Here is a 14737-nt window from a genome sequence, read left to right on the forward strand (position 1 = left end):
ACATGTAAATAAGGAGGTTTTGGATCATCCCGTCGAAAAAACCAGAATTATCCGGTATTTCATACCGATGGCTGCAGATTGGGGTGATCTTCCTGATCATCATTATTGTGACGGGTGTGATCCTCTATGTGAACTACTCCGGTTCACGCAGTATGCATGAAGAGCATACTGATACCCTTCAGGAGAATACCGAATACGCTCTCATCCAGTCTCTCTCTCTTGTAGACAAGGGCTTGATCCTCTTCGATCAATCACTTGATTACCGACTTCGTGAACCGATGAATACCTTTCTTACTGCATATGAGGAGAGTGGAGGCGATCCCTCGGCGATCGATCTGGATGCTTTGAAGGATCTGCTTGGTCCGGGGTATGAGCTGTATATCATTAATGAAGCGGGGGTGATCGAGTATACCACCTTTTCTCCTGATTATGGGATGGATTTCTCAGTGTATCCGGCATTCTTTAAGAAACTCACCGGCATCCGGGAAGGAGATGAATTTGCTTCTGAGCGGATTACTGCTGGTTATGGTGGCACTGACACACGGAAGTTCGTATACCATCCGACATTGGATCATAGGTATATCCTTGAGATCAGCTACTATGATGATGAGATCCGGTCAATGCGTGGGGATCTCAAATACACAGAAGCTGCCGCGAAGATCAAGGAGATGAACCCGTTCCTCACCTCGGTCAGGCTCTTTAATGTCCTTGGGCAGGAGATTGGGAATTTTGAATATACCCCGGGTGAAGAGGAACGGCGTATTATATCTGATGTACACCGTTTTGGTGATACATATGAGCACTTCGATCCATCGAGTGGAACCATAACCCGGTTTGTGCTTGTAGATCTCACCCATGAGACGAATCCGGAGGAGATGAATCTTGTCGCGGAACTGGTCTATACCATCGCCCCTATAGAGAGCAGGCTTCAGACGATCCTCCATTCCCATCTCTTCATCGGTCTACTCGCACTGATCCTCGGAGGAACTCTTGCCTTCTCAACCACGATGTACTTTACCCGGCCAATCCAGGACTTAATGGAAGATACCGAGGCTATCAGGGATGGTAACCTGTCTCACCCCGTTCGCGTATCGACACTCCCGGAACTCAGGAGCTTCTCCCTCTCTCTCCAGGAGATGGTTCAGAGGCTCCAGAAGATGATGATCAGCCTGCAGGAGTCAGAGGATCGGTACCGGACGGTTGTTGAGGATCAGACCGAGCTGATATGCAGGTTTCAACCGGATTCAACCATAACATTTGCGAATATGGCATTCTGCGATTACTTTCATCTCGACTGTGATGAGATACGGGGCGAACCCTTTTCTTCCACTCTCAAAGCCGGTAATGCCTGTTGTTTTGATGGTTTCGACGTATCCCTCTCTGAAGAAGAGCCGGTGATGACAGTGGATCGGCGGGAGGATCTCCCGGATGGCACGGCACGATGGCAACACTGGAGTGTCCGGGCGCTCTTTGATGATAACGGAGTTATTAATGAATACCAGGCAGTAGGCAGGGATATCACCGAGGCAAAGAAGGCCGAGGCGGCACTCAGGGAGAGCGAGGAACGGTATCGTTTCATTACAGAGAATACTGCGGACAATATCTGGATTGCTGATATGGAATTTAACCTGAAGTATACGAGCCCCTCAGTTCAAAAGTTGAAAGGCCTGACTGTCGAAGAAGCCCTTTCCCAATCTGTTGAGGAGTCCCTGACTCCGGGGTCCCTGCAACAGGTGATGGAATTGTTTGAGAGGGAGATGGCATATGAAGCAACAGGCGAGGCGGATCCGGAGAGAACTGTCATCTTTGTTACGGAGGAATATACAAAGGATGGAAAGGTCCTCTGGTTTGAAAACTCTGCTAAGCTCATGAGGGACCCGGATGGCAACCCGGTTGGCATCCTTGGCAGCTCACGTGATATTACCGAGAAGAAGCGGGCTGAAGAGGCATGGGAGGAGGCGTTTGCCCAGATTGAAGAGAATATCTACCAGGCTTCTATCTTAAATGACCAGATCCGTAACCCGATGGCGGTGATCATGGGGCTTGCCGATCTTGAAGGCGGGGAGAGGATGGAGAAGATCATAAGCGAGGTGAAGAAGATCGATGAGATCATCACCCAGCTTGACCGTGGGGTACTTGAGTCGGAGTCGATCAGGGCATTTATGCGTAAACGATATGAAAAGGATCGCTATGGGTATCGTCAGGATGAGGATGAAGAGCTGATATGATCCTCACCTTTTCCTGGGATTGCATTCAAATGAACCCGGATCAACACATGCCATCATGTGCCCAATCTGCGAAAGATGCACTCCCTTCTTCTCATATATGGTAATTCCCGCTGCAATCTCCTCTTCAAAAGGCTTGAATAATGGCACAATCTCCTCGGAAAAAACATCCGCAATACCATATCGTATCCCTGATGCGCCTGATATCTCCCTGATTTCTGAAACAACATTTTCCAGGGCGAAGAAGAGATCCGCACCAAAGGTGTCTGTCTCTCTGTCCTTATTGACCAGCTGCTCCCAGTATTCGTGGTGCCTGAAGGTTTTTCTCCCCCGGTCACCCCCTCTGCCTGTCAGAGAAGAAGCCAGACTTTCTTCACCCTTAAATTCCCGTTTGATGCCTCGATCACCAAGTTTATTTGATTCCTCACGCTCTCCCGGCAATGCAGAGATCAGTGCCCTGACGACTATGGTGAGGGAGATAGCCCAGCGGGTATTTTGGTAATCCTCCTCTTCATCCGGATCGGGTTTGAAGAGTTCATCAGAACAGGCATCAAAAAAAGAGAGATATGCAGGGAGAGCAGCATGCAGATCAAGATTCCTTGAAATAATCTGCCGCAGTGTGGCTGTACCCTTTTCCATGTTACTCGTGTACTTTGCATGGTATGAGCGATCTCTGCTCTCTTCTGCGATCATGATAAAGGCAAAGATCTCCCGCAGTCCGGACAATGTTATTTTGATCGGCTTTGCCGGGGCGCCTTTTTCATTCAGGATTGGATCAAGCCTGTCGAGATGCCCCTCATCAACCATCTGCCTCACAATACGGTGGACATATGCATGGTCGAGGCCGAGATTCTTTGCGATATCGTAGACGGTTCTCTCCCCGACCTTTGCCAGATAGCCCAGTACCAGGATCTTTTTGTTGATGTTTGTCATACTATGACTCAGCAGCTCATCTTTGCTTCACTCTCTCTGATATACGTTTCTAGTGGTGAATCCGGGGTATCAGGACAGGTGAGATCCCTTTGGTGATCTGGATCGTATCAGGTGGTTCTGCCTTTTACCCGTAACTATCATCGGTTATATATGAAGAGGGTTTTTAAGAAGGTGAGTTTTCCCGGGAGGATGAATACTGCAATTACAGCTCCCCAATAAGGATTGATGAGGAAAAGGAAATGTCCTCTGGAGAGTGAGGGAAAGGGATATGAGTATCTGAATTGGTATAACTAATTATCATCAGGAGAATGCCATGTCTCTGCCAGATCGTTTAACCCTGAAAAAGATGATTGCAGTCTTTCTCCTCTTCGCAGTTCTCCTCATTGCAGGATGTGTGGAGGATCCGTCAGACTGGAAGAGCCGGGGGGATCAGCTCCTCAGTACAGATCATTATGAAGAAGCAGTTCTGGCATATGACAGGGCACTTGATCTTGATCCTGCCGATCCGGTGGTGTGGAATAACCGTGGCTATGCACTCTATCAGCTGAACAGGTATGATGAAGCGGTGCAATCCTGCGATTCTGCACTTCTGATCGATCCTGTGTATGCTGATGCCTGGAACACCCGTGGTGGCGCCCTTGCTGCATCAGGCTATTTTGAGGAGGCAATCGTCTCCTATGATCGAGCCCTTGAATCTGATTTTGAATCTGTGATTGTCTGGAATAACCGGGGTGTCGCCCTCGCCAGGCTTGGTCGGTATGAAGAGGCAGTCGAATCCTATGATCGTGCCCTTGCACTCGATCCGGAGTATGATCTGGCAGGTTTAAACCGTGCAAAAGCGATTGCACGACTGAGCAGGATGGAAACTTCCTGATGTACCCCTGTGATCCCTTGCACGTGGCTTTCTTCGTCTTCCGGAACGCCTCTTCAGGTATTCTCTCTGATGTGCAGTTCCTCTCCCACAAAGTTATAAACCCTGAGCCAATACAGTATCAAAAGGGGGATCAGATATGACCGATAATCGGGTATGGATCGTAGAAGATGAATCAATCGTTGCAATGGATTTGAAAAGCCGCCTCCAGTCACGGGGGTATGAAGTGCTTGGGATCTCCGGATCCGGAGAGGATGCGGTTGCGAAGATACGCCAGCATAAGCCGGATATTGTGCTGATGGATATCGTATTGAAAGGGGATATGGATGGAATCGCAGCATCGGGTATCATCAAGGAGGAGCTTGGGATTCCCGTTGTCTATCTCACCGCGTATGCGGATACAAAGACCCTGGAACGGGCAAAACAGACTGAGCCATATGGTTACATCATCAAGCCGTTCAAGGAGTCGGATGTGATCAGTACCCTTGAGATCGCGCTCTATAAATCGTCAATGGAGAGGAAGCTGCGGGAGAGTGACCGGTGGATCAGGACAATGATCCGGAGCACGGGTGAGGGGATCATCGCCACTGATACAAAGGGGCTTGTGAAGTTCATGAACCCTGTTGCGGAGATCCTGACTGGTTATAAGGAAAAAGACGTCATTGGTGAGCCCGCCAGTGAGATCTTCCCCCTCACCATGGAAGGAAAGGGTACTTCCCCACTTGATCCAGTGACACAAGCCCTTGCCAATGAAGGCTTTCTTACATCAGATGAAGATGAACGGATCGTCCTGACCGCAAAGGATGGAACAGAGCGGTATGTGGGCTACATCGCCTCCCCGATCAAGGATGATCGTAAAAAAATCATGGGAGCTGTTCTGACATTCCGCGATCTGACCGAACGTATCCGTATGGAGGAGATAGTAAAGCGGGTTGTGCCTGGGATCAGGGATACCCCGTTCCGCGATCTCTTAAAAGATGAGATGGAGAGAATCGGTCGCTCGAAATAATCCCAATCCCTCTTTTTTCTGGTCAAATTTCATAAGTAACTCCGCCAGACTCTCCTTTCCTTTGGTGTCAGGGACAGCTATATCTTCTTATAGTACTCACATTATTAGAGAGAATCCTCTCTGCCATCCCTTCCTAAAGGAGATTATTTATGAAGCTTTTCTACCATACGCGAAATATCTGCCGGCATAATTATCTCCTTGATGTACTCTGTGGTTCCTGTCGGTATCTCTCATCTTCATGCAGATTCGAGAAGGGAATTATTTCTGCACATAAACAGCTTACACAGAGGGGTGATCGGGTTATTATTATCGGCGGTGGCGATGGCAGAACCGCAATTGCAGCTGCGAATCTGGTCGGGTCCGATGGTAAAGTATGGATATTTGAAGGCGGTGATCGATCCTGTCTCCAGATCAGCCGACTTCTGGATGCCAAGGGGCTGTCATCCTCCTGTTCTGTCCGGCATGCGGTCGTTGGCCCCCTTATTGATGTGTATGGCGGGGATTGCCAGGAGGCTCTCTCGCTCTCCCCTGCCGATCTCCCCGAGTGCGATATCCTCGAACTTGATTGTGAGGGATCTGAGATTGAGATACTCAGGCATCTCTGCATCCGTCCACGGGTGATCATCGTTGAGATCCATCCGTTTCATTTCTCAGAAGAGCCCACATGGGTCTTCAACCGCTTACAGGAAATGGGATACCGGGTTGTATACCGGAGCGGGCATGATGGGATCGAGATCGATCACGACGATTGCCTGGAGCTCCTCTCCCGTTCACGGATCTATGGTGGAATCATGTTGAAGAACGGGGCTACAACACCTGTTGTTGTTGCAGCGGTTTTGAATCTGGAGAGATGAGGGTACCTGAACCTGAAGCTCTCCCTCCTCACGCAAAATCTTCAGACTCCCTTCTTCTCCCTCGCTGAAAAAACTTCCAGGGCAGCTGCCATACCGTTTAAGGCTGCCGGGAAGCCCGCATAGACTGCCATCTGGATGATCACCTCTTTGATCTCCTCCTCAGTACACCCGACAGCCAGTGCCATGTCGATATGTGCCCTGAGCTGGACGGGGGCATTGCCGAGTGCGGTTAAGGCGGCAACTGTTGCGATCTGCCGGGATCTGAGATCGAGGCCAGGGCGGGAGAGGATATCTCCATAGGGGAATTCGACGGTTATCCTTGCGAGATCCGGTGAGAGATCCTGTATATTGCCGAGCATCGACTGGACGGATTCCCCTCCCATCTTCTCCAGCTGGGCAAGACCCCGCCGGTACCGTTCGCCTGAGGCTGGTTGTGCATCTGACATACCGGGAGTATGCTTCCTGAGAGGAGATAATGTGGAGGGGTGGGGGGATGGTTTTATTATAAGTGATGCCAATCTTCCCTCCAGACTAAAACAGGTTGTGCAGGTACCGGGAATTGATCTGCCTGCCGGAGGCGATGATATATGCCGGATGAAGCGACAAGGGCGACGAAGATGGGGTGTCTCTGTACCTCAAATTGTATCATCCGTTTTCTTATTCCGATTATCCTCTTCCTGCTGGTGGTCTTCTTCCTCTGCCCGCTTTTAATGCGGGTTTTATGATGAGCCTGCGCCTGTTTGGGCTCTTCGCTGATCTGTTGCGGATTTTCAACTAAAATGGCAAGGAGTCCTCTTCCTTTTGGTAAGGGTAGTTGACACTACAGGTATGGAATTAGCGAGGAGGCATTAATTCCCTGTCTCCTGTGGAGGGGAGCTTGATTCGTACTTATCGGGCATAATGAAGAAGAGAATACCTGCAAACAGGATGCCCACTACACCAAGGACAGAGAATGCCTGAATGGCTCCAACAGTATCTGCCATGATTCCGGCAGCTATCGGGCCGATGATGTAGCCGATATTAAAGAAGAAATCTTTCAGCTCAAGCACTTCCTTTTTGGCATCAGGAGCTGCCTGTATGTAGTTTGCAGATATGCTGTTTGCAATTGGTGTGGCTAAGCAGGTGAAGCAGGCGGATGCGAAGACGACAAGTATGATGATTATCGGATTCTCGATAAAAGAGATTGTTGCCAGGATGACCGATCCGATGAATAGCCCGATAATAACTGTCATCTTCTCTCCAAAAACCTTTGTTATCGGGCCAATGAACGCACCAATGAATAGAAGCGGGGCAAAGTACGCAGTCATAAAGAGCCCGTCGAATGGTTCAAAAATCAATCGTTCTGCTACGATTGGTCCAAGGGTAATAAAAAACGCATCATTTAAGGTTGATACCGCGATGAGAAACAGGAGAGGGAAAATACAGCCGCCAACACGCTTCCACGACCTGATCTCTTCATAAAAGCCCCTCTTGGAATAGGATTCGACAGATGGAATGAACTGTTTCACTCCGCCTGCTTCGCGGAGAAGCAGAAGGAAGAAGAAGGCGGAGATCGAGAGGAAGACGAGTGCTGTTCCAAATGGCTCCCATCCGACAACCTTGTCGACAACTAAAAAACCCGCTATAAGGGGAGCAATCAGGCATCCTAATGCCCGAAAAGCTTCGAGAATCCCGAATTTTGCGGACATCTCATCTTCGGGGATAAACCTGCTGTAAAAATCAAGTGTTCCGAAGTTGAGGAGGCTATAGAAGAAACCCCACATGATCATTCCGATAACAAACAGGATGAATGCATGTGCACTCCAGATCACAAAACAATAGATCAGGGATACAAGGAACATGAAGGTGAAGAGCAACCGGTAATATGCCTTCTTAAAGATTTTATAGAGTGCGAAGGAGTAGAAAGCCCCGGATACCGCTGCTGTTGAGAAGATTATTCCCACAAGTGTCTTTGAATACCCCTGTTCCAGAACCAGCAGCGGGACGACATAGGTGATAATCACATCAAAGAGCATGAAGAAGAGAAACATCATGCAGAAGTAGAGAAAAAGGGGATTTTTGGGCCTTGCCGAATAGATTCGTTTTACCAACGTTCCAAAACCCATGACGGATTACCTTCCCTTTTGAATTTCTTTGGATAATTATTCAACTTATTTATATTTATTAAATACAATAAATTTATATGGTATTTTTGATAAATGTGGTGGGAGTTACTTCTCATAAGGCTTTTTGAAGAGAGAGAGTTCTATGCCCGCTTGTTTTAGAATCGCTATCTCTGTCCCTTTTTTAAGTTCTTTGTGAAGTGGAACCGAAAAAACCCGCCAATCTTTTTGTACTATGACATGGCTGGAGGTTTGTCTTTGTACGGTAAAGCCTTGTTTAACAAGGAACCTTATCATTTCAGCTCCAGATATAACAGGCAGTTTAGGCGACATTAGCCACTTCTACTTGTGTGATCTCGAGTTTAATGGCTTTCGTCTTCTTCTGAAGCTCCTCATTTTGTACTTCCAGTACAAGTTCAATTGCCTCTTTAATGTTGTCAAGAGCTTCCTGTCTGGTTTCTCCCTGGCTTATCGCTCCGGGAATCTCAACACACTGGATAGTGAAGCCACCATCTTCCTGAGGTTCAAGAACGACAGTATATCTCATACTACAGAATAGGCAACTCAACTACATGTACTCTTCTATTGGGAGAAACTGTAAGCTCACTATAATAAGCAGGCAAACATCCATTCAATCCTACCTGCCGTTGATGACCGTCGTACCAGCTATCTGCTGTGCCTCCCTGTCCCAACCATCAAACTCTGGGCGATCATCCTAAAAAATCCTCAATTATCCCCGCGATCTCCTCAGGCTCCACAAAGATCATCCCGTGCGCCTGCCCTTCGCGGATAATGAGCGTGGCATCCGGGATTTGATCTGCGATGATCACCGAATTTTCAGGAGGGATGACGATATCCTGATCCCCGGTGATGAGAAGTGTCCTGGCATGGATTGTGGAGAGATCCGCATACCCCCCTTCCCATGACCGGAAGGCAATGAACTGCTCCTGCACAGCAACCGGATCGGCAACTTCGCCGTAGTCCACAAACCAGGTGGAGGGGTCAGGGTGGGCGGTGCGGAATGATTCGGTGAGGAGGACCTTTCCTGCACGATCAAGGTTTTCTTCCGGAGTTTTCAGTGTCTGGTTCATCCAATCCATCACCCATTCGTCGGGTTGCACCCGTTCCGAACCCCCGCAATCGGTGTTCAGGAGGATGAGGCGGTTGACTGTGTCTGGATACATGACCGCATATTTAAGGGCGATCATCCCGCCCATCGAGTACCCGACGATATCAACGCGGGGGGTAGTGCAATACTTCTCATACCCGTCAGAGCCCCCTATACTGCTATCCCCTGCGGGGCACTCATTACCAGCCTGTCCTTCTCCTGCCAGCTGGAGGATCACGTCGTGCAGATCGATCGCTCCCTGCCGGATGGTAAACGTTACATCCGGGTTCTGTATGCCCGATACTCCACGGTGGTTATAGAGGATCACTCTGCGGGATTCTGCGAGTTTCGAGATCATCCGGCCCGGCCACTCGTCCAGGGTCATCCCATACCCAAGGACAAAGATGATCGGAGGCTGCTTTTGTCCATCCCCCTGTCCATTACCCTGCCCACTGGTGGTATTCCGGGTGGCATTCAGAGTGTCGTTATGGGCGGCAGCGTGGAGTGGACCATGGATAGCATACCGGAGAGGGATGCCGTCTGCTGTCATGATATACGTATAGGGAGATTCATTGCTGCCAGGGAAGGGGGTTGTTATGTCTTCGGGGACGGTGGTATCTGAACTGTCAACACACCCCGCTGTTCCGATGAAGGCGATTGTTAAGGATATGAAGAGGAGAACGGGGAGAAGGCGTGTGAAGGGAGCTTGCATGGTGAATAATCATTTCTGATTGGTAATATTGGTTCTGGGAGGACCTGGGTCTTTGATCAGGCATAATCAGATGCCACCGTTCCCCACCTCTAATCCCCCTGTGATCGATAATTCCACAGAAGATTCAGATGGTGATACTTGATGCATGATGAGGACAGAATGGAGATATCCAGATACCCTTCTCATCTACCCAAGGATCTGATCCAAATGGCAATACTGTGGCCCCGCAAACTAACCCCGGATATCCTCGCCGATCCCGGCAGGAGAGCAGAACAGAAAGTGTATAATAAGCTTGCTGAGGTGCTCGAAGACCCCTTCACCGTCTTTTACTCACGCCCCTGGCTTGGGACGCTGAAGAACGGGAAGCCGATTGACGGTGAATGCGACTTTGTTGTCGCCCATCCGGACTATGGTTTTCTTACAATCGAGGTGAAGGGCGGCGGCATTGCCTATGATCCTGCCTCTGATACCTGGACCAGCACCGACCGGTACGGAAGCACCTGGGATATCAAGAACCCGGTGAAACAGGCAAGCGATTCAAAGCATCAGATCCTGAAGAAATGTCAGGCGCACCCGACTTGGGGATATCGCCGTGTGGGTATTAGCCATGGTGTGATCCTTCCGGATATTCCAGCGATCGAGGGTGATCTTGGGGCGGACATTCCACGGAATATCCTCTGCTTCATGGAAGAGTTTGAATCAGATCTCAGGTACTGGATACTTGACCTGCTGGAGGGCGAGATGGCAAGCGACTACCGGGCAAATCCGCTTGGCAAGGAGGGGATGGCAATCCTTGAGGATATCCTCGCCCATCCCTTCCAGTTGAATGTGCCTCTTCACCGGGTCATAAAGGATGACGAGGAGCGTATCCAGACCCTAACTCCGCTCCAGTACCAGATCCTGGCAGGCTTTGCCAATACCCGGCGGGTGGCGATCTCCGGCTCTGCCGGTACCGGAAAGACGATCCTTGCAATGGAGGAGGCACAACGCTGCATACAGGCTGGGGAGCGGGTTCTTCTCACCTGCTACAACCGCCCTCTCTCCGAGTACATGAAGATGATGATGGAATCACAGGACCTCCTCATGACAGGGAACTACCACAAGGTCTGCGATGAAATCTTCAGGGAGGCTTCTGTTGAGGTAGATATGGAGAAGATCGATAGCGAGCTCTTCCTGGAGAAATATCCTGCTCACCTGCTCAAAGCACTTGAAAAGATTCCGGAGAGACGCTTTGATACCATCATTATCGATGAAGGGCAGGACTTCCCTCCCCTCCTCCTCAAGTCACTTGAGTCCGCACTGGATCCGGATGGTAAACAGAAGATCCGGCTCTTCTATGATAACAATCAGGACGTCTACCACAATCAGGGGAAATACCTCGAAGAGTTGTATGAGATCCCCTTCACCCTCTCTCTGAATCTGAGGAACACGCAACGCATCCACGAGATAGCCCGGCTCTTCTACAAGGGGCAGGAGACAACGGCCATCGGGCCGGAAGGCCTTGAGGTCAGGTGGATCGAGGCCGGAACCCTGGCACTTGCACGGAAAAAACTCGAAGAATATATCCATACCCTTGTTACCAAAGAACAGATTCCGTCATCTGATATTGCAGTCCTCATTTCGACCCGTGATGACAGGGAGAAGTACAGCACCGGCAGGGAGATCGGCGGGCAGCGGTACCAGTTCTGTAATGAGCGGTATCTGAATGATAACTCCGACTCGATCATATTTGACTCCGTCAAACGGTTCAAGGGGCTGGAGAGCCCGGTCGCCATCGTTGTGCTGGACGATGCGCTGATCAACAGTGACGAGATGCTGTACGTGGCGTTCTCCCGGGCACGGCTGCTGCTCGCGGTTGTGGGGAGCAGGGTGATGATGGAGAAGATCCGGGGGAAGGCGGGGGAGATTGAAGAGGAATCTTCTAGGAAATAAGGTGCTCATCTGGATACTAGTGAAGGGAGAGGATAGTTGAGACTGTCAGTATAAAATAGAAGAACGAATTGGATCAATGTGGCGATTTTTCATAAAAAGGGCGATTCCAACAGGTTATTAAAGTTTCAGGATAAGATACGAAGATCTGGAATGAAGATTTTCATTGAATTGAATAATTGATAGGAGAGAGGGAATGGCTGAGGAAAACAAACTGAATAATAAATTACTTGTTTCGAGAATTGCCTGGAATAATATTGGATGGAGGGGTTTTGATTTCGAGGGATATAAAAATCGTGATAAATATGGTTTTAAGTATGTGAAAGAGCACGGAATTGCCCACGAATGGTGGAACTTCTACCCCTTTGAAAAAGAGTATTATTATGGCCAGATTGATTTCCGCGGTAAGATCCCTTCTTCAATCCAGAATGATGCCCTTGTCCTGTTTATCAGCATCAATTACAATGATAACAAATCCTACTTCGTAGGTTTTTATTCCCATACCGAATTTGGGAAATATCAACCCAAAATAAAAATTATTGATACAATATCCGATAAATCCATCAGAGATCAGATTTTGGATGACATCAACAACTCAAGAGTGATTGAAGATAAAGAATCAAGTATATTGGATTTCCCAAATTATTCATCGAAAGCAAAAGAGGGAGATTGTATAGTTTTTATCAAGCCGATTCCAATTGACATAACCGAGGATCTGGGACCAAAAAAACTAGGTAATCCCTCTTACTATCTGGTTGGGGAGGACAAAACCATCAAACCCCGGAATGTAAAAAAGCTCCTTGAAAAAGCTATGAATTTTTATGAAGGATTATTGGTCTCCAAGGAATTTGACGAGAAATCGGTTAGGGAAATAATACGAAAAACAGAGAAAGCAATGGCGGATTATTTTGATTCATCGGAAATGAATGGGGATCGTGTGGAAATGACGAAAATAAAAACAATTTTGGAAAATAAAAAACAGCTTATCCTATATGGGCCTCCAGGAACAGGAAAGACGTTTAGTGCAAACATGTTCATTCATGCATCATCGAGTGCAGGATATTCGGTTTCAAATGAATTGTTGATGGATCAAAGGATATATTCCCTCACTGTCTACGAACCGCGTGACGGAGAGGTCAAGTTGAAAAAAGAGGGAGAGGCTTTCAATTATCAATGGGGAGCTAGAAGAAACTGGCAAAAATATTATGATGAACTTCAGGAAGGTGATATTGCCCTTGTATATACGGCGGGAAACTCTAAAAAATATACAACACTTGTGAAATGCATTCAGAAAAAAGATAATTCATTGGATTTTCAAATAATCAAACAATTCAATGGACCAACATTTCAAAAGTTAAAAAACAATCCGATTTTTAAAAATTCAGTATTAAATGCGGGTTCGATGAGTTTCAGTCTTGTTAGACTGTCTGAAAATGACGTGAAGGAGATATTTGCTCTTTCTAATGATTTCTCCCCTGAATCATTGGATATTGGGTTTGAAAGAATTGATGAATCAATTGGAAACTGTCAACTCGTTACATTTCACCCCTCTTTTGGATATGAAGATTTCATTGAAGGCCTGAGACCGACCATCAACGAGGATAACCAGATTATATATGATGTTGAGGATGGAATTTTCAAGAGGTTTTCTAGGGATGCCTTCAATGTACTTATGAAAAGAGCGGAAATAGAGAAACAATGGATGATACATGGTAGCATACCTGAACTCTCTCCTGAAGAAAAAAGGCAGTTACTTACAAATGCCGATGAAGTGCCTTTCTACCTCGTCATCGATGAGATCAACCGTGGTGACATATCCCGAATCTTCGGTGAGCTGATCACGCTCCTTGAAGCCGACAAGCGGTATGGTGAGGCCAATGAGATTACAACTACACTCCCCTACTCAAAGACATCCTTTGCGATCCCGCCAAACCTGTACCTGATCGGGACGATGAATACGGCAGATAAGTCGATTGCACTCGTTGATACAGCACTCAGGCGCCGCTTTGGTTTCATTGAGATGATGCCTGACTATGAGCTATTAGACAGGCTTTTTGCGGACGTTCCTGACGAGGTAAAACCAATTGCTGAACTCGCAACCTCCCTCCTCGAAGAGATCAACATCCGGATACGAAACCGCTATGACCGGGATCACCAGATAGGCCACAGCTACCTTGTGCCGCTCAAGGATGCACAAACCCGTGATGAAGCAGTTGAGATCCTGCAATCTGCCTGGTACTATGAGATATTACCGCTCCTTCAGGAGTACTTCTATGACTCGCCAAAGAAACTGCATGAAGTCATAGGAGATGCGTTTGTTTCTGTCGAAGGCGATCATAGCTTCTGTTTCACCGACGAGCTTTCAGGAGAGGCATTTATTGGAGCTGTTCAGGGTATTGCATCCCCAGGTTCGGGCACCCGGAATGATGATATTGATGATTCGGATTGAGGGGAACCGGGACTGAGGAGAACTGATGGAGCCAATAACCCTTTTTGAGTACGACACTCTCGATTTCACGCTCTCTGATGTCGCCGGGGGCGATTCATCCTCACTCCGGCTCACTGATAAGATGCTTGACGATCTTGACGCTCTGAATAAAGGCCGGTTCCTTGATCTCGGGCGGAAGACGATCCGGGCAAAAAACTTCGTCGGCATCATGCGGATTAAGGGGCTCTCAATCCAGATTCTCCCAAAAGTCCTCAAAGATGAACGAAATAAAAAACATCGGAAACTGGCTGCAACCAATCTCCTCGCGATGCTCTCCCACTCGGGTATGTTCCCGGTTACAAAACCAAAAGCCTCTGATCTGGATTCTGACCGATATGATCTCTTCGAGATATTTATACGGATATTTGCAGAGGAACTTCATCGTCTGATCCATTCCACACGCTCAAGGGATTACATCCGCAAGTCCGATGAGCTGAGATTTGTCGATAACGTACCTTTCTTTCTGTAAATTCTCTGACCCTGCTCTCCTTGGTTGATCATTCTCT

14 protein-coding genes are annotated in these 14737 nt (G+C 48.1%); 8 read left to right on the forward strand and 6 right to left on the reverse strand.

What is annotated here, in order from left to right; translation table 11 throughout:
- The first annotated feature begins 83 nt into the window (after positions 1–83).
- The gene (locus tag ACYUBO_RS03500) at positions 84–2228 is read left to right on the forward strand and encodes a PAS domain S-box protein (RefSeq protein WP_460372391.1); all 2145 of its coding nucleotides are present in this window, start codon (positions 84–86) and stop codon (positions 2226–2228) included.
- A 3-nt stretch (positions 2229–2231) separates the two neighbouring features.
- Here ACYUBO_RS03500 and ACYUBO_RS03505 read toward each other — a convergent pair whose 3' ends face one another.
- Entirely contained in the window at positions 2232–3158 is a 927-nt protein-coding gene (locus ACYUBO_RS03505) for a MarR family transcriptional regulator (RefSeq protein WP_460372393.1), read from the reverse strand.
- A 313-nt stretch (positions 3159–3471) separates the two neighbouring features.
- Here ACYUBO_RS03505 and ACYUBO_RS03510 point away from each other — a divergent pair, with 313 nt between their 5' ends.
- The 3 genes from ACYUBO_RS03510 (at position 3472) to ACYUBO_RS03520 (ending at position 5892) form a co-directional block, all read left to right on the forward strand.
- Positions 3472–4032 (forward strand): tetratricopeptide repeat protein, encoded by a 561-nt coding sequence (locus tag ACYUBO_RS03510; protein WP_300328309.1) that lies wholly within the window; start codon positions 3472–3474, stop codon positions 4030–4032.
- A gap of 136 nt (positions 4033–4168) precedes the next feature.
- Positions 4169–5038 carry an ATP-binding response regulator gene (locus ACYUBO_RS03515; RefSeq protein ID WP_300328314.1) on the forward strand — a complete coding sequence of 290 codons (870 nt, stop codon included), beginning with the start codon at positions 4169–4171 and terminating at the stop codon, positions 5036–5038.
- 149 nt (positions 5039–5187) lie between these two features.
- Positions 5188–5892, forward strand: coding sequence for an FkbM family methyltransferase (locus ACYUBO_RS03520; RefSeq protein WP_460372396.1), 705 nt, complete (start codon positions 5188–5190; stop codon positions 5890–5892).
- A gap of 41 nt (positions 5893–5933) precedes the next feature.
- Here ACYUBO_RS03520 and ACYUBO_RS03525 read toward each other — a convergent pair whose 3' ends face one another.
- A complete protein-coding gene (locus ACYUBO_RS03525; RefSeq protein ID WP_460372398.1) occupies positions 5934–6338 on the reverse strand; it encodes a carboxymuconolactone decarboxylase family protein in 405 nt (134 codons plus the stop codon).
- 141 nt (positions 6339–6479) lie between these two features.
- Between ACYUBO_RS03525 and ACYUBO_RS03530 the strand changes: the two genes are divergently transcribed.
- On the forward strand, positions 6480–6617 hold the full coding sequence (locus tag ACYUBO_RS03530) for a hypothetical protein (RefSeq protein ID WP_460372400.1): 138 nt from the start codon (positions 6480–6482) through the stop codon (positions 6615–6617).
- Between the two features lie 123 nt (positions 6618–6740).
- Here ACYUBO_RS03530 and ACYUBO_RS03535 read toward each other — a convergent pair whose 3' ends face one another.
- From ACYUBO_RS03535 to ACYUBO_RS03550, 4 genes are all read right to left on the reverse strand, one after another.
- Positions 6741–7925, reverse strand: coding sequence for an MFS transporter (locus ACYUBO_RS03535; protein WP_460372402.1), 1185 nt, complete (start codon positions 7923–7925; stop codon positions 6741–6743).
- A 177-nt stretch (positions 7926–8102) separates the two neighbouring features.
- A complete protein-coding gene (locus tag ACYUBO_RS03540) occupies positions 8103–8327 on the reverse strand; it encodes a type II toxin-antitoxin system HicA family toxin (RefSeq protein WP_366898144.1) in 225 nt (74 codons plus the stop codon).
- On the reverse strand, positions 8317–8541 hold the full coding sequence (locus tag ACYUBO_RS03545; protein WP_255333490.1) for a type II toxin-antitoxin system HicB family antitoxin: 225 nt from the start codon (positions 8539–8541) through the stop codon (positions 8317–8319). The genes ACYUBO_RS03540 and ACYUBO_RS03545 overlap by 11 nt, the downstream gene beginning before the upstream one ends.
- Before the next feature lie 163 nt (positions 8542–8704).
- Positions 8705–9814: an alpha/beta fold hydrolase gene (locus ACYUBO_RS03550; RefSeq protein WP_460372404.1), complete on the reverse strand. Its 1110-nt coding sequence runs from the start codon at positions 9812–9814 to the stop codon at positions 8705–8707.
- 207 nt (positions 9815–10021) lie between these two features.
- Between ACYUBO_RS03550 and ACYUBO_RS03555 the strand changes: the two genes are divergently transcribed.
- The 3 genes from ACYUBO_RS03555 to ACYUBO_RS03565 all read left to right on the forward strand — a co-directional run bounded on the left by ACYUBO_RS03555 (position 10022) and on the right by ACYUBO_RS03565 (position 14700).
- Positions 10022–11746 carry an NERD domain-containing protein gene (locus tag ACYUBO_RS03555; RefSeq protein ID WP_460372406.1) on the forward strand — a complete coding sequence of 575 codons (1725 nt, stop codon included), beginning with the start codon at positions 10022–10024 and terminating at the stop codon, positions 11744–11746.
- A gap of 193 nt (positions 11747–11939) precedes the next feature.
- Positions 11940–14192 (forward strand): AAA family ATPase, encoded by a 2253-nt coding sequence (locus ACYUBO_RS03560; protein WP_460372408.1) that lies wholly within the window; start codon positions 11940–11942, stop codon positions 14190–14192.
- A 25-nt stretch (positions 14193–14217) separates the two neighbouring features.
- A complete protein-coding gene (locus ACYUBO_RS03565) occupies positions 14218–14700 on the forward strand; it encodes a 5-methylcytosine restriction system specificity protein McrC (protein WP_460372410.1) in 483 nt (160 codons plus the stop codon).
- The last annotated feature ends 37 nt before the right edge of the window (positions 14701–14737 follow it).

The sequence above is a fragment of the Methanocalculus sp. MC3 genome (assembly GCF_054767395.1).